Below are 20,920 nucleotides of genomic sequence, written 5' to 3'. Positions count from 1 at the left end.
CGAGCGACGAAGCCCGTACATGGAATCCGATCCCGACCCCGCCCGGTTTCGCGATCTCATGCTCGATGCCGAACCGGGCTTCGAGGAGGTCCTCCGTTGTGTCTTCGGGATACAGGACCACGAAGCACGCCTGTATCTGGAACTCCTCGACGCCCCCGACAGCACCGTTGCCGAACTCGCGGAGACGGTCGACCGCGACCGGAGCAACGTCAACCGCGGACTGACGACGCTTATGGAAAGGAACCTCGCCGAGCGCCGGCGGCGCCTCCTCGACAGCGGCGGCCACGTCTACCAGTACCGGGCGACGCCGCCGGACGAGGCCCGTGAACTGATGCACGACACGCTCGACGAGTGGGCCGCCTACGTACACGAGCGGATCGACGAGTTCCCGTGACCGCGCGGCGCGGTCCCTCCGGTGTCTCGCCCCGGGGATCGAGTACGGACTCGTCGGGAGGTGTACGCGCATGTCCCGCCGACGCGCCTCCCGCCGGCGACCCCGAACACCCTCCGGGTTAGCAAGCATTCCTGCCCAAGTTGTGGGTTCGAAGTTGACCGGGATTGGAACGCGGCGTTCAACATCCAACAACGCGGTTGGAACCGCCTGGGGATGGTTCACTCCGAAGGTACGCCTGCGGAGACTGCGACCGCTACGGATACTCTTGGAGTATCTGCAAGTCGCGTCGTCGAAACAGGAAGCCCCTGCCTCAACGAGTCCGCGACAGCGGGCGAGTAGGCAGGGGTAGTTCACCCGTGGCTGACGCCCCCGAAGAAACGACACCCGGTCGAGAAACGCTGTCACACGGCGTCCCGTCACTCAAGTACCAGGGGCACGTTCGGTTCCGTATGCCCGAATCAACCGTCGTCGAACCGGGAGAGCGAACCGCCGAGGAGCTGCTGTCGGGGCTGGAAAGCGGCGAGCGGTTCGTCGTCAAAACGGAGGTGCTGGGGTCGGTCGAGGAGTTGACGCTCCGTTTTGACGGCGAGGTCTACTACTGCGACTCGCCGACGATCCTGCACAAACACACCGACGCAGAGGAGATGCGCGAGTGCATCGAGGATCTCGGATTCGCGAGAACGAGCGTCTGAACGTCCGTCGTCGACCCGAAAGAGCGGGCCGGGAGGGCCGAGGGTCTGGTCCGCGTACCGGAGTATTTCGCTGATCGCACCAAACTACTTTTCTCCCTCGCTCCGAAAACAAATGGTATGTCCTCCGCACACGCGACCGGCTCGGAACCGCTGTTCTCTAGGCCGTCGAACCCAGTCGGGATCGTCGCGATCGTCATGGCTGCGATCACTGGCGTGTTACACCTTCTCGCGGTGATGAACGCGATACAGTTCAGCCAGACGCTCGCGATCCTCTTCGCGCTCAACGGGCTGGGGTTCCTCGGGGGAATCGTCGTGTACCTCTCGCGGTTTTGGCGTCGACCGCTGTTTTTGCTCGCCGCGGCCTACGGGATCGTGACGATCCTCGCGCTGTTTCAGTTCCAGGGTTGGAGCGTCGACGCGTTCTACGTGGGCGGGAGTCTCAACCCGATCGCCGTCGTCTCGAAAGTCGTCGAGGCGATCTTCGCTACCTGCTGTCTGTACCTATACGCCGCCGAGGCGTGAGGTGGTTCGCGGGCGTCGATCCAACGTAGTTCGCGGGCGTCGATCCGGCGTCGCGTCCCCACCCGGCGGGCGCGGAAAAGCGGCCCCTTTTTGCGACTCCGCCTCCCACTCACGGTAATGGCAGATCTCGCGCTTCCCGACCGGCCCGACGCTCCCGAGGTCGCCGACGACGGCGTCTGGCTCCACTGCATCGAGTGCGGACACGAACACGCTCCCTTCGAGGGTATCATCTACACCTGCGAGGAGTGCGGCGGTCTCCTCGAAGCCCGCTACGACCGCTATCCCGCCTTCGACGAGTTCGAAGGCACCGGCGTCTGGCGGTACGACGCCGCGTTGCCGTTTGATGAGGGCGTCACGCTCCCGGAGGGGAACACGCCGCTGCACCGCGTTCCGGGGCTCCGCGAGGAGATCGGCGTCCGAAACCTCCGAATCAAACACGAGGGAATGAATCCGACGGGGTCGTTCAAAGACCGTGGGATGACCGTCGGCGTGCGGGTCGCGGAGACCCTCGACGTCGACCGCCTGGCGTGTGCCTCGACGGGGAACACCTCGGCCGCGCTGGCCGCCTACGGGGCGCGGGCGGACCTCGAGACGCTCGTGTTGTTGCCCGCCGGCAAGGTCGCCGCGGGCAAGATCGCCCAAGCGAGCCTCCACGGGGCCACGATCCTGGAGGTCGACGGCAACTTCGATTCGTGTCTCGACATCGTCCAGGAGTTGGCCGACCGGGGCGAGGCGTACCTCCTCAACTCGCTGAACCCCTTCCGACTCGAGGGACAGAAGACGATCGGCCTCGAGATCCTGGAGTCGTTCTACGACGAGCACGGCCGGTTCCCCGATCGGATCGTCCTCCCCGTCGGAAACGCCGGCAACACCGCCGCTCTGTACAAGTGTTTCCGGGAGATGGTCGCGTCGGGCGATCTCGCGCCGGGCGACGTCCCGAAACTCACGGGCGTCCAGGCCGAGGGGGCCGCCCCGATGGTCGAGGCGATCGAGGAGGGCTTAGAAGACACCCGGCGCTGGGAGGACGTCGAGACGATCGCCACAGCGATCCGGATCGGCAATCCGGTCAACGCGCCGAAGGCGCTGCCCGGCATCCGCGAGACCGGTGGGACCGCGGTCGCCGTCTCCGACGCGGAGATCACCTCGGCACAGCGGGCCATCGCCGGCGAGGGAATCGGTGTCGAACCCGCGTCGGCGGCCTCCGTCGCCGGCCTCCGGAAGCTCCGCGAGACGGGCGTCGTCGGAAGTGGCGAGGACGTCGTCTGTCTCACGACCGGCCACCTGCTGAAAGACCCCGACGCCGCGGCGGCGGCGGGCGACGACCCCGAACCGGTCGCAAACAGCACCGAGGCCGTCCTCCGACTGCTCGCCGGCGGAAGTGGGACACTCGGTGGATTGTTGGGGCGACTCAAGCGCCTGTTCCGTTGATCGGGAGACGGATTGGTTAATCCCGAGCTCGTTGCCTCGCGTGCTCTGTGCGCTATACTCGTTATCATCGCCCCATACCTCAAATCGTCGTGTCCGCCTAGCTTTGCACCGAAAACGGCAGCTCCGGGCCGAACCCTCCGTCGGAGCCACCGTTCCCGTCTGGCTCGCTCCCTGAGGTTCCGTTTCCGGTCGAACCGCCCCCCGGCGTTCCGCCCGCGTCGGAGTCGCCGTCCCCGTTCTCAGCCGAGTTACCGTCCCCGGTTGAGTCGCCGTCCGCGACCTCTGACGGCGGGGTGTACTCGAGCGACAAGAACAACCGCGCGATCGAGTTTGCCGCATCTGCCTCGGCCGGATACAGCCCGTACGCGACGACCGTATCGCCGGTGTCCGGGTGTGGCGCTCGCATGAGGTGGACGAACGCGTCGGGTGTCTCGCCGGCCTCGGCTTCGGTCGCCATGACGGTGACGTTCACCGGTTCGTCGAACGGCTCGATGGTGTAGTTGCCGTACTGCTCGAACCCCTGTGAGTCGGTCTCGGGGAGGTACCGAAACACCCGCTCGTGATCGCCGGTCAACAACGGGTTCAGACTCCGACCGGCGATCCGCACCGCCGGCGTCGTTATGACTCCGAGTTGTACCGTCCCGACACCCGCCGGGCGGTCGGATTCCGGCCCGTACTGCGCCATGTGGTTCCGGACGACGACCCGCGTCTCGTTCCCGTCGCCCGCGCCGACACGCACCGTCTCGTTGACGGTCCGTGTCCCCTCGTAGTGGCGCTCGTACCCCTCCTCGGCGAGAGAGCTGTTCTCGACGACGGTCTCACCCGACTCGAAGCTGAGAGCGTCCTCGCCGAACGGTAGCCCCGAACAGCCCGCGAGAACCACACAAAACGCCACCGCCCCGAGTGTCCGATAGTCCATGTCGGTAGTCGATACGGCAGCGTGATAGCGGTTCGATCGGACTCACGGCTCGAAACGCCGACGTACGCCCCGAAATCGGCGGTGTTCAAATAAGCATGAAGGGCGAGGCGGTTCGTTCTCATGCCCCCGCGGATCGTGAATGTGCCCGAGCGCCCAGTAGTGGATCTCGTCTTTAATTTCGAGGTCGCTGCGCGCGACGGGGACGTACCGCCGTCCATCGGGATTTAATCAATCCAACAGTAGCGTCCGCAGTATGAAACCCAGGTGGAGCAATATCCTCACGTACCGGAGACAGCGGACCTCCGGGTCATCTCACTTTTGTGTCGGAGTTGTGTCTGTGTAGCCGCCAGGTCTTCCGCTCGTGTCAAATAACTGCCGACCGAGTGTCGCATGGAGTAGTATCGCCACGAGGAGTCGGCCGATATTGACCGCCGGGTGATGTCGGCAGGAAACGTCAACCGGCGTCGGCCGTACCGTCGCCGGCACTCGGTTCGGACAGACTACTGTCATCGCCCTCAATTTCGGCGAGTACCCGGTCGTGGAACTCCTGGAGGACGGCCGACTCGTCCTCGGCGAGGACGACGTCGCTCGCCATCAGCGTCGCGAGACCGAACGCCCGCGGCGACGGCGAGTCGACGCGCGTCACGGACACGTCGATGTCGCCCGAGTCGACGCCCGAAAGGAACGTCTCAACCGCGTCAACGTCGAGTTTGTCCTCCAGGATCTCTCGGTAGGTCTCCTCCATCACCGCGAATCGCTCCTTGTCCTCGGCGAACCCGAGTAGCATCTCGCTGGAAACTTGCTGTTGGCTCGCGGACTTCTCGTGGCCCTTGTACCGTTTGAGGATCATGAGCGACCGCGTCGCGTTGATCCGGAAGTAGCGCTTGAGAAGGTCAGTCCCCGACAGCGACGCCCGGAGGTCGCCCCGGCCCCCGTCGGGGTCGATATCACGGAGCACGGACTCGATATCGATCTTCCGGTTCAGCGGCATCGAGAGCGTGAAGCCGTGGTCGGCGACGGCGACGGTAACGTTCGCGGTCGCCCGCTGGGCACACCGGTAGGCGAGGAGCCGCGAGAGACCGTCGTTGAACCGTCGGCCGTAGTTCGAGTGGACGTAGTAGTTGCGGCGGTACGCCTCGCGGTCGAGTTCGACCTCGATCGCGAGCCGATGGTCCGTCGAGACGCTTTCGGCGCCAGCGTACTGCAGTTGCGTGTCGAACATCCGCGTCAGGGCGCGGACGGTGTTTTCGTCGAGTGGGAACTCTCTGAGCCACCGGCGGACGCCCGGCGGTCCCGCTGACGCCATCCGCTCGAGCACCTCGCGCTGAAACCGGAGGACCTCCCGGCCGAGGTCGTAGCTCAGGGGCAACCGCTCGGAAAACCACGACGGGACGGTCGGACGGGCGTTCGTCGGGTCGACATACACCTTCGAGCCCCGCCGGTAGCGGTACTCGTAGTTCGAGCCACCGAGGACGAAGACGTCGCCTCCTTCGAGCGTGTCGAGGTACGCCTCGTCGAGTTGGCCGACCCATTCGTCACCAGAGCGGGTGTAGACGTCGCAACTGAACGAGTCCGGGATCGTCCCGATATTTGTCATATAAATGACCCGCGCGAGCCGGCCGCGCTTGCCGACGAGTGGTGTCCCCGGATCGAACGCCTCGTAGTGGTGCTCGCCGCCCGGCGGGTCGTTCTCGTCGCGCCAGACTTTCGCGTAGACGTTCTTTTCTTCCATACCGTCGTAGTCGGCAGTCAGATACCGAAACAGCGACTCGTACTCCCCATCCGTGTAGTTCCGATAGGGGTAGGCGCTCTCGAGAATCCCGCGGATCTCGGCCTCGCGGCGCGGTCCGTTGATCGCCATCCCGTACACCTGCTGGGCCGCCACGTCTTGGGCGCGCTCGGGGACGAACACCCGATCGACGAACCCCGCCTCGGCCTTCCGTAGCATCACCGCACACTCGATCAACTCGTCGCGGTCGAGGGCGATCACTCGGCCCTTGACCGTCTTGTCGAGTCGGTGGCCGGCCCGGCCCACGCGTTGCAGCAACGAGGCGACGCTCTTCGGCGAGCCGACCTGTACGACGAGATCGACGTGCGGCATGTCGATCCCCAGCTCCAACGAGGTCGACGTGGTGACGACGTCCAACGCCCCCTGTTTCAGTCCCGACTCGATCTCCGCGCGCCGATCCTTCGACAGCGAGCCGTGGTGACACCCGGAGTTCGACTCGTCGTAACCGCCGCGCTCCCGGAGGTTGTGCAACACCCGTTCGGCCCCCGACCGCGTGTTCGTGAAGACGAGCGTGTTGGTGTGTTCGGCGACCAGTTCGTCGAGTCGCTTGTACAACCGATCCGTGATGACCGCCCGCGGCGTGTCGATCAGGTCGTCGGTCGGACAGGAGAGTTCGACGTCGAACTCCCGGACGAACCGCGCGTCGACGATTTCGTACTCTCGGGGGTGCCAACCGTCGCCGTCGGCGTCGTCGGCACCGCCGGCCGGCGGCCGCCCGCCGACGAGGAACTCGCCGATCGTCTCCAGCGGTTCGACCGTCGCCGAGCAGCCGATCCGGGTTGGCGAGGTCTCACACATCCGTTCGAGCCGTTCGAGCGAGACCGACAGGTGTGTCCCCCGTTTGCCGTCCGCGAGCGAGTGGATCTCGTCGACGACGACGTACTCGACGGTCTCGAGCTTCCGTTTGAACTTCGGACTGTTGAGCAGGATGGCGAGCGTCTCCGGCGTCGTGTTGAGGATATGCGGCGTCTCCTCGAGCATCCGCTGTCGTTCGGCATCGCTCGTGTCGCCGTGTCTGATCGCGTGGCGTATCTCGACGGACTCCCCGCGCGATTCGAGGCGGTCGCCGATCGCCTCGAGCGGTTCGGTCAGATTCCGGTGGATGTCGTTCGCGAGCGACTTCAGCGGCGAGACGTACAGACAGTAGACGCTGTTGTCGAGTCCGTCCTCGGCGGTCTCGGCGCGCCGAAACAGATCGTCGATGATGGCACTGAACGAGGAGAGCGTCTTGCCCGATCCCGTCGGCGCACACACCAACGTGTTCGTCCCCTCGTCGATCAGCGGGATCGCCTCCTTCTGTGGCGGGGTGAAGAGGCCGCCGTTCTCCGGGACGAACTCGCCGAACTGCTCGATCCACCACGCCCGCACGTCGGGGGAGAGACGGGCGAACGCTTCCGCGTCGTCTATGTCGACCGACGCCGGATCGTACTCGACCCCGACGTCTGCCAGTTGCTCGCGGACCCGGGCCTCCGGAGAGGTCTCCGACGGGGACGACGTCTCTCCCATGTATCGGCCGATAGGGTGCGGGCGTGCAAGTGGGTTTGGCCCGCGGAACTGCGGATCGACGCCGCCGGTGTGGCTCGCGCCCCCGCGAGCCACCGCAAGGCCTTTCGCGCCCACCCCCGGACCCCGAGCCATGGTCCCCGACAGTCCCCCCTCCACGCTGCGCGATCGGCTCCCGGCGGAGACGGAGTCGAACGCCCTGATATACGGCTTCGTTGGCGGCGTCGTCGGCATCGTCCTCTCTGCGGTCCCGCTCTCGACGCTTCTCGGTGGGATCGTCGCCGGTTATTCCAAGGCGGACGTTTCGAGGACGGACTGAAGGCCGGGGCGGTGGCGGGCGTGGTCACGTTCGTCCCCTTCGTGGTCCTGTTTTTCCTGCTGTTGGCCTTCCTCGGGTTCGGCGGTGCCCCCATAGCACTCGGCGTGTTCGGCGCCGTCGCGCTCGTTTTCGTGGCGGCCTACACCGTCGGACTCGCCGTTCTCGGCGGCTACCTCGGGATATATATACGACACGAACTGTGACGGCGCGGACGTTGACGGTACGATACAGCTGTGAGGAGTCGACACGGGCCGCGAGGACGCCCCGGGGCGATCCGACGCCGAGTACCCCCTAGCCCCCGATATCAACATACTTCCCCGCCGCCCCCGACCGGGAGGTATGCGCGTGACTTTTCTCGGCACCGGATCGGCGATGCCGACCGGCGAACGGTTCCAGACCGGCCTGCTGCTCGAGGACCCCGCAGGCGGGGGCGGTCCGCTGCTCGTCGACTGCGGCAGCGGCGTGCTCCACGGCCTCGCGGAGACCAACGTCGGCTACGAGGGAATCGAGACGGTCCTGCTCACCCACCACCACATCGACCACGTCTCGGACCTCATGGCCCTGCTTAAAGCCCGGTGGCTGGCCGGCGAGACCGACCTCGAGGTCGTCGGCCCAGACGGCACCGAGGAGCTCCTCGAGGGACTTCTCGACGTCCACGAGTACATGGCCGGCCGGATTGACCTCTCGATCCGGGAGCTCGGCCCGGGGTCGGAGTCGGTCGCCGGCTACGACGTCGAGGCGGTCGAAACGGTGCACTCGATGCAGGGTCTGGCTTACCGCTTCGAAACCGACGACGCCATCTTTACGTTCTCCGGCGACGGCGAGGCGACCGAGGCCGTCGCCGAACTCGCCGAAGGATCGGCCGTGTTGGCGCACGACTGTTCGTTTCCCGATGGTATTGACGTGGACAACCACCCGACGCCGAGCCGACTCGGCGAGGCGCTATCGGGCCACGAGATCGGCCGGGTCTACCTGACGCACCTGTATCCCCACACCGACGGCCACCACGACGAGATGACCGAGTCCGTCGAGTCGGCGTTCGACGGCGACGTCCGGGTGGCGAGAGACGGCCTGACGGTGGATCTGCGACGAACCGGGTAGCTCGTCGCCGCCGGGAGCCCGAAGACCGGTCGGAGGCTGTACTGCGGGTCAGTTCAGCCGATAGCGCAACAGCGCCGCGATCCCGCCCAGGTTCCCGAGTTGCTGGCCGGGGTCGAACTCGTGGGAGAAGACGACCACGTCGCCGCCCTGTCGCTCAACGTCCGAGATGACGTCGTTGACGTCGCGTGCCCACTCGCCCTCCCCGGCGCGTTCCTCCCGCAGCCGTTCGTCGAGGACGAGCAGCGTCTCGACCGCCCCGTATTCGGCGGCCTCAGCCACTTCATCGATTCCGTAGGCGGCTTTGGCTCCCTCGGCGATCCGTTCCATCAGTTCGTCGATGTATTCGGCCTCCTTCGAGATGCGGGTCTCGGTCTGGATGCGATCGACCGCGCCGCGTTTCAACACCTCGTGGACGCCGCGGTCGCCGACGCTCGCGGTGTCGACGGTCTGTATCTTTCCGGCCGCCTCCGGGGCGTCCTCCTCGATGTGATCGAGGGCGTCTCGCTTGGTGAACCCCGGGCCGGCGAGGATAATCGCCTCGACGTCGAGGCGTTTCAGGATCGCGGCCAACTCCTCGAACAGTTCGTCGCGGCCGCGAGCGTACTCGCTTTTCCCCGTCGTCCCGGTGATCGTCGCGCGCTCCTCGACGCCGTACTGGGCGACGGTGTGGACGTGGGCCTCGCCCTCCTCGACGGTCGCGATGGCGACGTCGGGCTGTTCTGCAGTCTCGACGGCCTCCTCAAGCCGCTCCAGTTGGTCGACCTGCCAGACCTTCTCGATCGTGATCTCGTCGTGCTCCTCGACGTTGAACGTGTGGTGGAAGTCGAGTTGGTCCTCTCGCGAGCACTCGACGATCTCGCCGCCGACCCGGAGGCGGTTGGCGAACTTCGCGAACTCGACATCGGCCACCTCGAGTGCGAGCCACATCGGCTCGCGTTGACCGCCGGTGTCGCGGGTCATGTCGTCGTCGCGCTGGATTCGGCGCGTGGTGTCGCCCGAGACGGCGTCGCCGGGTTCCAGAATGTAGGTGAGATGCCACAGGTCGTCGAGGCTCTCGGGGACGACGGTGATCCGTTCGCGGCCCCCCTCGGCGGCCTCGCGGTCGGCGATGCGCATACCAGCCGTCGGGTCGGAGATAATAAGTGCGCTCGGGTTCGGATCGGGGGGCTGGCGGGTCGCTCACTCCGGCGTGTGCCCGTCCCGGCCGTCGGTGTCGCCGCCTCGTTCGACCGGGCCGATAGCGGGTCGGAACCCGCCGTCGAAGCCCCGCGACTCCGATGCGTCCGCGTCGCCCCCCGCATCGCCGTCGCCCTCGGAAGCGCCGTCCCCTCCCGGCCCGGAGCCGCCGTCGGTCACATTCGAAGCCCCCGGCGACCGCCCGGCCCCGGAACCGCCGTCGGTCTCGGCACCAGCGTCGGTGACGCCCTCCGTCACCCGCCGCACCGCCGGTGTGAGGTCGCCGCGTCCCGGCCGTTGCCGTCGACTCCCGATCCCTCCATCGCGGGCCGGGACGCGCGAGACGGCGGGTCGGGCAGCCCACTCCTCGGGGTCGCTCCGTTCGTGGGTCGCGGGAACCGCATCGAGACCGAGCGCGGCCCCCGCGCCCTGGCCGTAACAGTACCGAGCGCCGGTCGAAACGTGAAACTGGAGGAAGAACCCGACGAGGAGGAGCCGAAGCAGGTACGTGAACGGAAGCACGAACAGCCGCAAGGCGATCGAGATCCCCCACGCGGTGGCGTAATCCTCGCTGATGGCTCCGGAAACGACGGGTCCGATCTCGAAGGCGGCGCGCACGCGATTCGAGTGGGCGAACCGGGCGACCGCCACCGGGAGGACGTAGAGCGCGCCGATGGCGTACATGAGCGCGACGACGGCGGCGACGCCCGTCAGCGAGGTGGCCGCGGTCGCGGCAGCCCCGGGGACAGCGCGCTCGAGCAACACCGCCGAGACGTCCGTCCCGGCCGCTCGAACGCCGACCAGCGGGGCGAGCACGACCGACCCGGGCAGCAGATACACCGCCGAGATCCCGACTGCGACCGCGCCGTCGCGGAACAGTCGTCGGACGTCGCCGAACCGCGGCGGAGTCGGGCGCTCGCGCCCGATCGACGTGCGGACGACGCGGACGTAGTAGCCCCGCACGAGGAGCCACGGGAGGAGACCCAACGCGGCGGCGTACGCGTACGGGGCGCCGAGCGCCGCAACGCCGAGACAGGCCGTGATGACGACGAGGACCAGTCCGCCGACGATGACCGAACGCCCCCCTTCGGGCGACCGCGTCGGGTAGTCGAGCGCCTCCCTGAGCATGTCTTTAGTAACGCGCCCAGTGGCTTTATATTCCGTGGAGGCGGCCAGCCGGCTGCCCCCGTCGGCTCACTCGTCGACCATTCGGCTCCCCCCGGGCGGGCAGAACTCCTGGATCCGGTCGGGGCTTGCGACCTTGCGGACGAAGCTCGTGTCGGTAAAGCGTTCGCGGAACGTCCGGTAGAGCCGCTTTGCGATGTCGTTTTGGGCGTACTCTCCCGGCTCGATCCGGATCGACGTCGCAGCGACCGAATCGATGGCCGACGGCGGCCCCCCGACGACGCGGGTGTCGGGTTCGCACTTGATGCCGACGGAGACGCCGACGGAGACGTCGTGGTAGTACTCTCGATCACCGCGAATGACGAAGCTCCCCTTCTCGACGTACTCGCCGCTCTCGGGCGTCTTCGACACCTGATCGGCGTCGACCTCGTAGACGTCACCCTCGAATTTGCCGTCCTTCCAGACGGAGGAGTACGACACCGCAAAGCGGGCGGCCTCGCGTTTGCTCGTCTCCGGGATGTCGACGTCGCGGGCCGGTTCGTCCGGTTCTGTCGCCTTCAGAATCGTCACCGGCGCGCCGTGGGCCTGCGCGTGGAAGAACCGATCCGAGGGGTCCATGTACTTTTTGACCAGCTCCTCGTTCTGGTCGGCGTTTCGCCCCCCGATCACGAGGAAGCCGTCGCTCGTCCGGAACCACCGAAAGCGCTCGTGCCACTTCTCGTCGTACCTGACGGGGACCGACGACACGGCGAGGTAGTCGGTCTCGGCGTCGTCGTCTTCGTCCTCGCCCTCGTCGGCGTCCTCGGCCTCCCACGCCTCGCGGCGGCGCTCGACTGCGGCGAGGTCCTCGCGGGTGTCCTCGATGGCGGCCTGTGCGCCCTCTTTTTTCCCGCGGACGCGCTTGGCCTCGGTGTAGAGGCGATCGGCGTTGCGCTCGACGCCGACGGTCGGGTCCAACTCGATCGGGCCGTCCCCCAGATCGACGGTCACCGTCCCCTCGGCACCGTCGACCGAGACGACCGCCTCGGCGGCCTCGATGCCCCGCTCGGCACCGGCCTCGAACGTCTCCTCGATCTCCGCCCAGGGGACGCCGTCCTCGCGGGCCGCCCGAACCGTCGAGCAGATCTCGTCGATCAGATCGTAGTTGCCGTAGAGGGATTCGGCCTTCCGCTGTTCCTCGTCGGCCTGCTCGTCGTAGGACTCGATCGCGCCCTCCTGCTGTTCGATGATCCGCTCGTATTTTTCGATCTCGGACTCGAAGTCGGGGCGGTCGGTCCCGGCGCCGGCCTGTTCTTCGGTCTCGGACTCGGTTTCGAGCCGATAGAAGTACTCGTCGATCGCGCCGTTGAAACTCTCGAAGGCGGTCGCGTCGTAGCCCTCTGTCTCGTGTTCCCGCAACGGAAGCGGCGTCGCGTCGACGACGTCGCCGTCGTCGGTCTCGTAGAGCCGGGGATCGGTCCGGCCCTCGAGGATCGGCTCCCGGAGACGCTCGAGCGCGCCGTAGAGCGCCTCGTAGTGCTCCTCGGTCGCTTCCTCGATGTCCATCGTCTTCTCGACGCCGGCGCGTGTACACAGCTCCTCGGCGTAGAGGCCGCCGAAGTTGAGCTGCGTCGCGAGCGTGCGAACGAGGTCGGTATCGGAGTCGGCCATCCGCGCTGCGAAGGCCTCGCCGTCGCAATCGAGGGGGCTGAACCGCTCGTCGGGGTAGCCGTACTGCGATCCCGGCGCGACCGTCCGGGCGGTCAACCGGACGGTGTCGAGAGAGTCGATGACCTCTCTGTCCTCGTTCATCACGGCGACGTTGCCGTCGCCGAACAGTTCCGCGACGACGAGCGTCGTCGCGTCCTCGCGTTCGAAACGAAAGGTGAGAATGCGGTCGAAGCCGTACTGCTCGACGCCCTCGAAGTTCGCGCCCGCGATGCGGTTTCTGAGCATCATCGCGAAGTTCGGCGGCCGCCCCGGGGCGTCGGCGACGTGGTCGGGGACGGCGACGTGGGCCCGCTTGGGATCGCCCGTCTCGACGACGAGTTCGATCCGGCCGCGGTCGTAATCGCGCATCTTCAACCGGACGAAGTCGTCGCCGTAGAGGTAGGCCTTGTCGACGACCGCGCCGGTGTACTCCCGCAACTCGCCGACGAGCGCGGCGAGGTCGACGCTCGTCATCGCCCGCTTTCTGTCCATACGCTGGGGTGTGGTGGGCCGAAGAAATGCCTACCGCCTCGGCGGTGCCGTCGGGCGGACGGTCACTCCGATCCGTCGAGCGCCGTCCAGGCCGCGTCCGAGAGGGTTCGTTGGACCATCTCGGTGTCCAGCGCCGCCGCGAGCGTCCGGAAGCCGGCCTCCTCGGCGCGGTCGCCCGCGTTCGCGACCAGCCGCGAGACGATGAACTCCGGCGTCGAGCGGCCCACCTCGCCGAAGCGGGGTTGGTAGTCGACCTCCAACTCGAGGTCGTCGGTCAGCCCGCGGGCGACGATACCGTCGGTTCGCGCCGACTCCGGGAGGGGTTCGAGGTCGTTCGCCAGGTGGGTGACGAACGTCCCGATGGCGCCCTCGGCGATCGACAGCCGGACGAGACCGCCGAGTAAGTCCGCCGCCCGCCCCGGTTCGGTGATGGCCTCGAACTCGTCGACCAGCATGAGCGTCCGGTCGCCGGAGACCAGCGGCGGGACGACCGACTGCAGCGTCGACTCGAGGACGCCCGCGTTGAAACTCGCGTGTCGCCGGTGGAAGACGAGCCGATCGAGGACCGAGATCTCGGCGGCGTCGGCCGGGACGGGCAGGCCCATATGGGCGAGAACCGCAACGGCACACAGCGTCTCCAGAAGCGTCGTCTTCCCGCCGCTGTTGGCCCCCGTGAGCACCGTTACTCGTTCGCCGGCCGGGGCGTCGAGGCCGTGCTCGCCGACCGCGTACGTGATCGGCTGCGGGTCGACGCCGGCGTCGAGCAGCCCGAGGTTCCGCGCGCCGACGACCGCGAGGCCCTCGTCGTCGACGTAGCGGGGGCGGCGGAGGTCGTAGGCCGCCGCGAATCGGCCCACGGAGAGTTCGCGCGCGACCGTCGTCACGGCCGTTTCGGCGCGCCCGACGTCCTCGCCCGCCGCCTCGACGGCCGCCTCCAGGTCGGCGCGGACGGCCGCCGAGCGCTCCCCGATGGCGGCCTCCAGATCCGACCGAAGCGCCCGGAGCGTCTCGGTGACGAACCCGGTGGCGTCGACGGCCTCGTCGACCATCGCCGAGCGGACCCGGGCCGGATCGACGGTCGTCTCCCGGCGGAGGTACTCGACGAGCCCCTCGCGAAAGGCCGTGCTGTCGTCGACGCCGTCCGATCGCAGCTCCTCGAGGACCCCTTCCGCATTCGCCGAGAGCCGGTCGAGGGTCTCGCGGGCGTCCCGGAGCCGGTCGAGTTCGTCGTCGGCCCCCCGGGCGATCCGGTCGTCGCCGAGAGCTTCGAGCGCCACCGCCGCCTCGGCCAGCGCGTCCGTATCGAGGCCGGCGATCGGATCGAAGACGGCGCTTTCGGTGTCGATCTCGGCCAACTCGACCGCCGCTTCGACGGCGGCGATCCGGCCGGCAGCGTCGTCGTAGCGCTCGAACGTCCCGAGCACCGCCGTCCTGTCGTCGTCGTCGAGGGCGTTCCAGCCCGCCCGCCCGCGCTCGACGGCGTCGAGACGGGCCTCCATAGCCGACCGGTCGGCCAGCGGCGTCAGCGTCCGGAGCCGGTCGGCGGCCGCCTCGCTCACGGCGAGTTTGGCGATCGAATCGAGAAGGTCTTTATAAACTAGCCGGGCGTCGCGGGTCGCCAAGAGCGCCATCCCGTCGGCGCTTTGGGCGTGTCTGAGTACGCGCGTCACCCGGCTTCGGTCGACGCCCGCCTCGACGAGCGTCCGGACGTCGCCCGCCTCGATCGCCTCTATGGCGGCCTCGGTCCCGATCGACTCCTCGAGGACCGTTTTGGTCTTCGGGCCGATCCCCCAGTACTCCTCTACGTTCATGTCGGTGACTCGTCCAGGCGGGCCATTAGGGTGGCGGAGCGTCTCCCACCGGTGCCGGCCGACTCCCGACAGCGTGTCGGACCGCGTACGGAGGTAAAGAGTTTTGTCCGGGGTGGCCCAACCGTTCGGTATGACAGAGTACACCGTCGAGTTCGTCGGGACCGACGAGACGATCACGGTTTCGGACAAACAGACCATCCTCAAACGCTGCATCGAGGAGGGAATCGCACAGGAGTACTCCTGTCGCGTCGGGATGTGTCTGGCGTGTTCGGCCGAGATCCTCGAGGGCGACGTCGCCCAGCCCGCCGCTCGGGGGCTAACCGACGAGGAAAGCGAGTCCTACGCACTGACCTGCATGGCCCGCCCGCAGTCCGATCTCAAGCTCGACCGCGGAAAGTACCCGCCGAGCATCGACGATACGGCCGCGAGCGAGGGATCGGAGCCGGCGTCTGCCGACGACTGACCTGTTTATAAACGCGGAAGCGCGGGCTGGATCTATTTATAAACGTCCGTCCGCGATTTATAACTCGTCCCCGGGGTCGTGCTTCTCGGCCATCCGGTCGGCCTCGGCCGCGTAGCGCTCCCGCGTTTCGGGGTCAGAAACGGTCCCGAGGTCGGAGGTGTCGACCTCGAGGCTGACCGGCGTCTCGCGGCGAGTTCCCGTGAAGCTCGTCAGCGCGCGCTCCTTGCGGAACTCCCGGCGGCCGCCGGGCGTCGCGTAGGTGATGATGATCAGGTTCTGTTCGTCGTCCGAGTAGGTCCGTTCGACCATCCACACGCGAGTCGTCTCGGCCGTGGCGTCGGGTGTCGTATCTGGCATGGAATGTGTCGTCGTCCGCGTCGTCGTCCGGCGTCCCGGTGGTGGGTGGCTGGCGCCGGGCCGTTCGCGAGCACGTCCGGACGTGCCGGAGCGCTCCGCGATGTGCTGGCGGCCGTTTCTCGGCCGCCCTGGCGTCCGATCACGCGTAGCGTTCGATCACGCCCGAGAGCTCGTCTTCGGACTTCATACCGACGAGCTGTTCGACGGTCTCGCCGTCGGCAAAGAGGAACAACGCGGGGATCCCCTGGACGCCGTATTGGGCGGCGAGCCCCTGGAACTGATCGACGTCGACCTTCACGACGGCGGCGTCGGTGTCGGCCGCGACCGACTCGATCGCCGGCTCCATCATCTGACACGGGCCACACCAGTCGGCGTAGAAGTCGACCAGTACGACGTCGTACGTCGATACCGCTTCCTCGAGGTCGCCTTCGGCACCCAGGTGGATCGGTTCGGTCGGGACGGCTGTTGCGTTCGAACTCATCACTACACGCTACGGCCCGAGAACGTATAATGATTTTGGACGTTCTATACAATATTGCTGGCGAGGTGATCCGCCAGTCGCGCCGTCGAACGGCGTGCGCCTCGTGTGTCCGTTCGTTTGTCCGCCAGTATCAGGCGTTCTTCGAGGGGATCAACAGGACGTTCGCGTTCGTCTCCGCGACGATCCGCTCGGAGACGCTTCCCAGCACAGCCGGCGCAGGCGGCTGTGCCCGCGAGAGCCGACGAGCATCAGGTCGGCGGCGACCGTCCCCGCGATACCGTTGATCCGGCGTTGGGGCGTGCCCCGGACAACGCGTGTCTCCACGTCGGACCCTTCGCGTTCGCTCACGCGGCGGTACGTTCCGAGAGCGTTCTTTCGCCGCTTTTCAAAGTCGATTCCCGGCATCTCTGTGTGGACGTCCGAGGGGACGACCGTGACGAGATGTCTCCCGTCGACGCCGCTCCCCAACTATATTGTGCTATATGCACAATCAGTGTGCCCCGGTTGGTTCAATCCCAAAAGGAGTTCGTCCGGGCGTACTGGCGCTCGCGCTCGATGATATCGCGGTAGAAGTCGTCCTCGTCCTCGCGGTGGTTGTTGATCACAAACGCGGCGTTGCGGGGGCCGACGCCCCGCGCCGCCAGCGCGATCACCGCCTTCTTGCCGTGGCTCTGAACCAGACTTGCGGCCCGGTGGGCGCGTTCGGTCTGTTTTCGCTGCTCGTCGTCCTTTCGGTCCTCGCCGGTCCGGACCGACTCGAGCACCTCGTCGGCCCAGGGGTTCAACGCAGCGACCCGGGTCGACCCACACGCCGGGCACTCCGGCTGTTCGTCGACTCGCTCGACCGTCTGCCGTCGGTCCCACTCCTCGCAGTGGAGACACGCGAGCAACACCCGGTCGTTCATGATCCGTTCTCTGACGGTTTCGACGACGGAGGCGTCGGCGTTCTGCGGCGAGAGCAACTCCCGCCCGGAGGACCGCCCCGCCTGCCCGAGCGCCGTCCGTTGACTCGCCGTCTCGAGGGCGAGATCGCCCGACTGGAGCCGCCGGAGGACGTCGCTCGCCGTCGCGGCGTCGAGTTGCTCGTGGAGGACGACCCGAACCGCCTCGTCGTAGATCGGCGTGTCCTCGAGCGCCTCGAGCAGCCGGTCCTTGCCGAAACGATTCTGGCTCGCCCCCTTGCCCTTCCAGCGTTTCAGCGCGCCGAACTTCGCCGCGACCTGTGCGAGGGTGTACTTGAGCGAATCGGCGTTTTTGAGGCTCAACTCGACGAGGGTCGCGACGTGCTCCGGGTCGGTCGTTTCGAGGATCTCGACGACGTCCCCGATCGTCACCCCCGAGGGCACTTCGAGCTCGATCCGGTAGGGGTCGACCTCCATCGCCACCGACGAGCCGGTCCGCTGGCCGATCAGCGCCGACAGCAACCGCCCCAGCGTCTCGTTGACCGTGTGGCCGAACGCGGCGTTGAGGACGACCTCGCGGCCGAACCCCTCGACGACGACCCGGTCGTCGGCCGGAACCGGCCCTTCGTGGCGCTCGACGGGTTTCAGCGCCTCGCTCGCGGTGTGTTCGTCCGCCGGGAACCGCTCCGTGAGCGCTTCCGCGACGTGGTCGCGTCCCATCCCCGACTCGAACCGCTCGTGGGCGTCGGCCCGCGTTCGCCCGACGTGTTGGGCTACGTCGTAAGGGACCGGGATCTCCTGGCCGACCCAGGAGGGGACCTCCCCGGTCGGGTCGCCGACCGGCGAGACGAGGACCTCCTCGGCCTCGTCGTCGATCTCGGTGATCCGCCACATCTCCCCGCCCTGGACGAACGTCTCGCCGGGAGCGGCGAACGTGACGACGAAGCGCTCGGCGAGCGTCCCGACTGGGTCGCCAGACGCCATGTCTGTCACCGTGTAATTCGCTTCGTCGGGGATCATCGAGAGATTGGCGTAGAAGTACTGCCACGTCCCGCCCGACTTCTCGAGGCGATCCGCGTCCTCCTCGAGCCACAGGAGCCGGTTGTCCGAAAGTTCCCGGACGACCGATTTGAATTCGGCTCGGGACAGATTCCGGAACGGATACGCCCGCGTGACGATGTCGTAGGCCCGCGCGGCGGGGATTTCCTCGAAGCCCATGAGCAGGCCGGGGATCTGGTTCGCGACCGTATCGAGGCTGGCGTGGTGGATCCCCGCCGACTCGACGGCACCGCGTTCGGCGCGCTCGACGATCGCGAGCGCCTCGAAGGCGTCGTCGGAGCCGGTCGCGATGACCGTCCCGGCAGAGGTCGCCTCCCGGCGGTGGCCCGCTCGCCCGACGCGCTGGAGGAGCCGGCGGACCTCCCGCGGGCTCGAGTACTGGACGACGTGGTCGATCCGGCCCACATCGATGCCGAGTTCCATCGAGGAGGTACACAAAAGCGCGTCGAGTTCGCCGGTTTTGAAACGGTCCTCGACTTCGACCCGGGCTGACTTCGACAGCGAGCCGTGGTGGATGCCCAGATCCGTACCGTAGGACTTCAGCCGCGATCCGAGTCCCTCGGCGGTCTGTCGGGTGTTCACGAAGACGAGCGTCGAGTCGTGGGCGGCGACGATGTCGTCGATGGTTCGGACGTGGCTCGCGAGTTCGGCGTCGGTCAACAACTCGCCCGCAGCCGTCCGATCGGCCGCCGTGATCTCGGGCGTCCGGACCGAGACGTCGATGTTCGACCCCGCCTCAACCTCGGCGATCCGACAGCCGCGGTCGCCGGTCAGAAAGCGCCCGACTTCCTCCGGGTCGCCGACGGTCGCCGAGAGACCGATCCGCTGAAGCGAGCCGGCGTGCTCGCGGAGGTGCTCGAGCCCGACCGTCAGCTGTGCCCCCCGCTTGGAGGCGGCGAGTTCGTGGACTTCGTCGACGACGACGTGTTCGACGTCGGCGATCGCCCGGCGGAGCCTCTTGCCCGTGAACATCGCCTGCAACGTCTCCGGCGTCGTCACGAGGACGTCCGGCGGGTCCTCGGCCTGTTTGCCACGCTCGTAGTCGGTCGTGTCGCCGTGTCGAACCGCGACCTCGATGCCGAGCGTCTCGCCCCACCGATCGAGGCGTTCTCGCATATCGCGATTCAGCGCTCGCAGCGGCGTGATGTAGAGCGCCTGTATCCCGTGTCTCGGCTCGCGCCCCCGGATTGCCGAGAGGACCGGCAACATCGCCGTCTCGGTCTTGCCGGACCCGGTCGGGGCGACGACGAGGCCGTGGTCGCCGTCGGCGAGCGCCGGGATCGCCTTCCGCTGTGGTGCCGTCGGCGTCTCGAAGCCCCGCTCGGAGAGCGCCGCCCGAACGTCCGCATGGAGGGCGGCGAACGCGTCCATGCCGACCTCGTCGGAGGCCCCGTTACTCATCGATTACGCTTGTATCGCCAGTCGAATAAACGGCGCGTTCGGGGACGGCGCCCGTCGCATCGGGGCCCCGGGGCGACTCGTCGCGATTCCGTCGCGATCCCGACGACGGCATCGGGAGAGCCCGATCCCCGAAGGCATATAGCTTCGCCGGCCGACCCACCGGCCATGATCGACGAAACAGTCGACGAGATCCGCGAGATGCAGACGCACTCGTCGTCGGTGGTCGCGGTCAAAGCGGCCGAGGCGCTGCGGGAACTCCTCGATCGAGAGTTCGCGACCGTCGAGGAGTACGCTCGGTCGCTCGAGCGCAACGCCAGCGCCCTCCAGCGCGCCCAACCCTCCCACGCCTCGCTGTACAACACCCAACGCGAGATCGTCTCCCGAATCGAGGGCGGCGAGTTCGACACGATCGAGGCGGCGAAGGTCGAAACCGATGCGGCCATCGACGACGTCGTCGAGTCAGTCGAGCGCGCCAAACACGAGGCCGCGACGAACGCCGTACACCTCCTCCCGGACGGGACGACGGTGTTGACCCACGACTACTCCTCGACGGTCGTCGAGGCGATCGAACTCGCCGCCCGCGAGGGCCACCACATCGACGTCTACGTCAGCGAGGCCCGACCGCGGTATCTGGGACGACGGACGGCCCGGACGCTCGCGGCGATCGACCGCGTCGAGACGACGCTCATCGTCGACGGCGCGGCGGGACAGTACCTCGATGAGTGCGATCGGGTCCTCCTCGGGATGTCGGCGATCGTCGAGGACACGCTGTACAACCGCGTCGGGACGTTTCCCATCGCGGCGACGGCAGCGGAACTCGCGGTCCCCGTCTCCGTCGTCGGCGCGAGCGAGAAACTCATCGAGGAGGGGTTCGTCTTCGAGAACGAGTTCCGGTCGCCGGCGGAAGTGATGCGCGAACCCGCGGAGGGCTTTTCGGTCGCCAACCCGGCCTACGACGCCACGCCGGCGCATCTGCTCGACGGCGTCGTCACGGAGACCGGCACGGAAAAACTCGGGTGAACCGCTTCGATCGTCCGCATCAGGCCGAGATCGTTCGGTATCGGCTGTCGGATCCGAACCGCGGCTGACTGACGACGACGGCGCCACAGTCGGGGCACTCGACGTCGGTCCTGTTCCGGTGCCGATCGAGGCTCGCGGCGTCGATCGGGGCCGATCGATCGCAGGCTGAACAGAAGAGAACGGCCTTCGAATCGGGCGGGTCGCCGGCTGTTTCGGTGTGTGCATTCATCGTATTTAGGTAGGTGACGAACGGATAAATGTTTGATGGGTGGCTTCG

General features: G+C 67.3%; 21 protein-coding genes. 10 read left to right on the top strand and 11 right to left on the bottom strand.

Annotated features, from left to right (window positions below):
* Positions 1 to 19 precede the first annotated feature (19 nt).
* The 5 genes from NMLP_RS03860 to thrC all read left to right on the top strand — a co-directional run bounded on the left by NMLP_RS03860 (position 20) and on the right by thrC (position 3,036).
* On the top strand, positions 20 to 394 hold the full coding sequence (locus NMLP_RS03860) for a helix-turn-helix domain-containing protein (RefSeq protein ID WP_015408818.1): 375 nt from the start codon (positions 20 to 22) through the stop codon (positions 392 to 394).
* A gap of 21 nt (positions 395 to 415) precedes the next feature.
* Positions 416 to 733 (top strand): zinc ribbon domain-containing protein, encoded by a 318-nt coding sequence (locus NMLP_RS14155; protein ID WP_394296869.1) that lies wholly within the window; start codon positions 416 to 418, stop codon positions 731 to 733.
* Positions 734 to 843: 110 nt separating this feature from the next.
* The gene (locus tag NMLP_RS03855; protein WP_015408817.1) at positions 844 to 1,086 is read left to right on the top strand and encodes a hypothetical protein; all 243 of its coding nucleotides are present in this window, start codon (positions 844 to 846) and stop codon (positions 1,084 to 1,086) included.
* A 117-nt stretch (positions 1,087 to 1,203) separates the two neighbouring features.
* Positions 1,204 to 1,608, top strand: coding sequence for a DUF7475 family protein (locus NMLP_RS03850; protein ID WP_015408816.1), 405 nt, complete (start codon positions 1,204 to 1,206; stop codon positions 1,606 to 1,608).
* 117 nt (positions 1,609 to 1,725) lie between these two features.
* A complete protein-coding gene (gene thrC / locus NMLP_RS03845) occupies positions 1,726 to 3,036 on the top strand; it encodes a threonine synthase (protein WP_015408815.1) in 1,311 nt (436 codons plus the stop codon).
* Positions 3,037 to 3,133: 97 nt separating this feature from the next.
* On the opposite strand, the gene NMLP_RS03840 is transcribed toward thrC, so the two are convergent.
* Together NMLP_RS03840 and NMLP_RS03835 are read right to left on the bottom strand one after the other, a co-directional pair.
* Complete coding sequence (locus NMLP_RS03840; RefSeq protein WP_015408814.1) at positions 3,134 to 3,955, bottom strand: DUF6517 family protein; 822 nt, start codon at positions 3,953 to 3,955, stop codon at positions 3,134 to 3,136.
* Between the two features lie 454 nt (positions 3,956 to 4,409).
* Positions 4,410 to 7,250, bottom strand: a complete 2,841-nt coding sequence (locus NMLP_RS03835; RefSeq protein ID WP_015408813.1) for an ATP-dependent helicase — start codon at positions 7,248 to 7,250, stop codon at positions 4,410 to 4,412.
* A 130-nt stretch (positions 7,251 to 7,380) separates the two neighbouring features.
* On the opposite strand from NMLP_RS03835, the gene NMLP_RS15795 reads away from it, so the two are divergent.
* The 3 genes from NMLP_RS15795 (at position 7,381) to NMLP_RS03820 (ending at position 8,667) form a co-directional block, all read left to right on the top strand.
* On the top strand, positions 7,381 to 7,566 hold the full coding sequence (locus tag NMLP_RS15795) for a hypothetical protein (protein WP_049926110.1): 186 nt from the start codon (positions 7,381 to 7,383) through the stop codon (positions 7,564 to 7,566).
* A gap of 11 nt (positions 7,567 to 7,577) precedes the next feature.
* The gene (locus NMLP_RS15790) at positions 7,578 to 7,769 is read left to right on the top strand and encodes a hypothetical protein (protein ID WP_049926108.1); all 192 of its coding nucleotides are present in this window, start codon (positions 7,578 to 7,580) and stop codon (positions 7,767 to 7,769) included.
* A 136-nt stretch (positions 7,770 to 7,905) separates the two neighbouring features.
* The gene (locus tag NMLP_RS03820) at positions 7,906 to 8,667 is read left to right on the top strand and encodes an MBL fold metallo-hydrolase (protein WP_015408812.1); all 762 of its coding nucleotides are present in this window, start codon (positions 7,906 to 7,908) and stop codon (positions 8,665 to 8,667) included.
* Between the two features lie 48 nt (positions 8,668 to 8,715).
* On the opposite strand, the gene NMLP_RS03815 is transcribed toward NMLP_RS03820, so the two are convergent.
* The 4 genes from NMLP_RS03815 to NMLP_RS03800 all read right to left on the bottom strand — a co-directional run bounded on the left by NMLP_RS03815 (position 8,716) and on the right by NMLP_RS03800 (position 14,960).
* Positions 8,716 to 9,783: an mRNA surveillance protein pelota gene (locus NMLP_RS03815; protein WP_015408811.1), complete on the bottom strand. Its 1,068-nt coding sequence runs from the start codon at positions 9,781 to 9,783 to the stop codon at positions 8,716 to 8,718.
* A gap of 63 nt (positions 9,784 to 9,846) precedes the next feature.
* A complete protein-coding gene (locus tag NMLP_RS03810; protein WP_015408810.1) occupies positions 9,847 to 10,971 on the bottom strand; it encodes a DUF4013 domain-containing protein in 1,125 nt (374 codons plus the stop codon).
* A 66-nt stretch (positions 10,972 to 11,037) separates the two neighbouring features.
* The gene (gene rqcH / locus NMLP_RS03805) at positions 11,038 to 13,149 is read right to left on the bottom strand and encodes a ribosome rescue protein RqcH (protein WP_015408809.1); all 2,112 of its coding nucleotides are present in this window, start codon (positions 13,147 to 13,149) and stop codon (positions 11,038 to 11,040) included.
* A gap of 62 nt (positions 13,150 to 13,211) precedes the next feature.
* Complete coding sequence (locus tag NMLP_RS03800; protein ID WP_015408808.1) at positions 13,212 to 14,960, bottom strand: MutS-related protein; 1,749 nt, start codon at positions 14,958 to 14,960, stop codon at positions 13,212 to 13,214.
* Between the two features lie 130 nt (positions 14,961 to 15,090).
* Between NMLP_RS03800 and NMLP_RS03795 the strand changes: the two genes are divergently transcribed.
* Positions 15,091 to 15,423, top strand: coding sequence for a 2Fe-2S iron-sulfur cluster-binding protein (locus NMLP_RS03795; protein ID WP_015408807.1), 333 nt, complete (start codon positions 15,091 to 15,093; stop codon positions 15,421 to 15,423).
* Between the two features lie 57 nt (positions 15,424 to 15,480).
* Here the strand turns inward: NMLP_RS03795 and NMLP_RS03790 are convergent, their stop codons facing one another.
* From NMLP_RS03790 to NMLP_RS03775, 4 genes are all read right to left on the bottom strand, one after another.
* Positions 15,481 to 15,780, bottom strand: a complete 300-nt coding sequence (locus NMLP_RS03790; RefSeq protein WP_015408806.1) for a hypothetical protein — start codon at positions 15,778 to 15,780, stop codon at positions 15,481 to 15,483.
* A gap of 139 nt (positions 15,781 to 15,919) precedes the next feature.
* Complete coding sequence (gene trxA, locus NMLP_RS03785) at positions 15,920 to 16,261, bottom strand: thioredoxin (RefSeq protein WP_015408805.1); 342 nt, start codon at positions 16,259 to 16,261, stop codon at positions 15,920 to 15,922.
* Between the two features lie 150 nt (positions 16,262 to 16,411).
* Positions 16,412 to 16,666 carry a universal stress protein gene (locus tag NMLP_RS03780; protein ID WP_084260825.1) on the bottom strand — a complete coding sequence of 85 codons (255 nt, stop codon included), beginning with the start codon at positions 16,664 to 16,666 and terminating at the stop codon, positions 16,412 to 16,414.
* Positions 16,667 to 16,770: 104 nt separating this feature from the next.
* Entirely contained in the window at positions 16,771 to 19,623 is a 2,853-nt protein-coding gene (locus NMLP_RS03775; protein ID WP_015408804.1) for a DEAD/DEAH box helicase, read from the bottom strand.
* A 165-nt stretch (positions 19,624 to 19,788) separates the two neighbouring features.
* On the opposite strand from NMLP_RS03775, the gene NMLP_RS03770 reads away from it, so the two are divergent.
* On the top strand, positions 19,789 to 20,643 hold the full coding sequence (locus tag NMLP_RS03770; RefSeq protein WP_015408803.1) for a translation initiation factor eIF-2B: 855 nt from the start codon (positions 19,789 to 19,791) through the stop codon (positions 20,641 to 20,643).
* Positions 20,644 to 20,662: 19 nt separating this feature from the next.
* Here NMLP_RS03770 and NMLP_RS03765 read toward each other — a convergent pair whose 3' ends face one another.
* Positions 20,663 to 20,872: a hypothetical protein gene (locus tag NMLP_RS03765; RefSeq protein ID WP_015408802.1), complete on the bottom strand. Its 210-nt coding sequence runs from the start codon at positions 20,870 to 20,872 to the stop codon at positions 20,663 to 20,665.
* Between the last annotated feature and the right edge of the window lie 48 nt (positions 20,873 to 20,920).

The sequence above is a fragment of the Natronomonas moolapensis 8.8.11 genome, from assembly GCF_000591055.1.
Lineage (GTDB): Archaea > Halobacteriota > Halobacteria > Halobacteriales > Haloarculaceae > Natronomonas > Natronomonas moolapensis.
Note: the sequence above shows the minus strand (reverse complement) of the source record. Positions and strands in the feature narration are given on the sequence as shown.

Bases quoted from the DNA above. Each gene is read 5' to 3' on its own strand.
- NMLP_RS03860 (WP_015408818.1), top strand. From the start codon at position 20: ATGGAATCCGATCCCGACCCCGCCCGGTTTCGCGATCTCATGCTCGAT.
- NMLP_RS03855 (WP_015408817.1), top strand. From the start codon at position 844: ATGCCCGAATCAACCGTCGTCGAACCGGGAGAGCGAACCGCCGAGGAG.
- NMLP_RS03850 (WP_015408816.1), top strand. From the start codon at position 1,204: ATGTCCTCCGCACACGCGACCGGCTCGGAACCGCTGTTCTCTAGGCCG.
- thrC (WP_015408815.1), top strand. From the start codon at position 1,726: ATGGCAGATCTCGCGCTTCCCGACCGGCCCGACGCTCCCGAGGTCGCC.
- NMLP_RS03840 (WP_015408814.1), bottom strand. From the start codon at position 3,955: ATGGACTATCGGACACTCGGGGCGGTGGCGTTTTGTGTGGTTCTCGCG.
- NMLP_RS03835 (WP_015408813.1), bottom strand. From the start codon at position 7,250: ATGGGAGAGACGTCGTCCCCGTCGGAGACCTCTCCGGAGGCCCGGGTC.
- NMLP_RS15795 (WP_049926110.1), top strand. From the start codon at position 7,381: ATGGTCCCCGACAGTCCCCCCTCCACGCTGCGCGATCGGCTCCCGGCG.
- NMLP_RS03820 (WP_015408812.1), top strand. From the start codon at position 7,906: ATGCGCGTGACTTTTCTCGGCACCGGATCGGCGATGCCGACCGGCGAA.
- NMLP_RS03815 (WP_015408811.1), bottom strand. From the start codon at position 9,783: ATGCGCATCGCCGACCGCGAGGCCGCCGAGGGGGGCCGCGAACGGATC.
- NMLP_RS03810 (WP_015408810.1), bottom strand. From the start codon at position 10,971: ATGCTCAGGGAGGCGCTCGACTACCCGACGCGGTCGCCCGAAGGGGGG.
- rqcH (WP_015408809.1), bottom strand. From the start codon at position 13,149: ATGGACAGAAAGCGGGCGATGACGAGCGTCGACCTCGCCGCGCTCGTC.
- NMLP_RS03800 (WP_015408808.1), bottom strand. From the start codon at position 14,960: ATGAACGTAGAGGAGTACTGGGGGATCGGCCCGAAGACCAAAACGGTC.
- NMLP_RS03795 (WP_015408807.1), top strand. From the start codon at position 15,091: ATGACAGAGTACACCGTCGAGTTCGTCGGGACCGACGAGACGATCACG.
- NMLP_RS03790 (WP_015408806.1), bottom strand. From the start codon at position 15,780: ATGCCAGATACGACACCCGACGCCACGGCCGAGACGACTCGCGTGTGG.
- trxA (WP_015408805.1), bottom strand. From the start codon at position 16,261: ATGAGTTCGAACGCAACAGCCGTCCCGACCGAACCGATCCACCTGGGT.
- NMLP_RS03780 (WP_084260825.1), bottom strand. From the start codon at position 16,666: ATGCCGGGAATCGACTTTGAAAAGCGGCGAAAGAACGCTCTCGGAACG.
- NMLP_RS03775 (WP_015408804.1), bottom strand. From the start codon at position 19,623: ATGAGTAACGGGGCCTCCGACGAGGTCGGCATGGACGCGTTCGCCGCC.
- NMLP_RS03770 (WP_015408803.1), top strand. From the start codon at position 19,789: ATGATCGACGAAACAGTCGACGAGATCCGCGAGATGCAGACGCACTCG.
- NMLP_RS03765 (WP_015408802.1), bottom strand. From the start codon at position 20,872: ATGAATGCACACACCGAAACAGCCGGCGACCCGCCCGATTCGAAGGCC.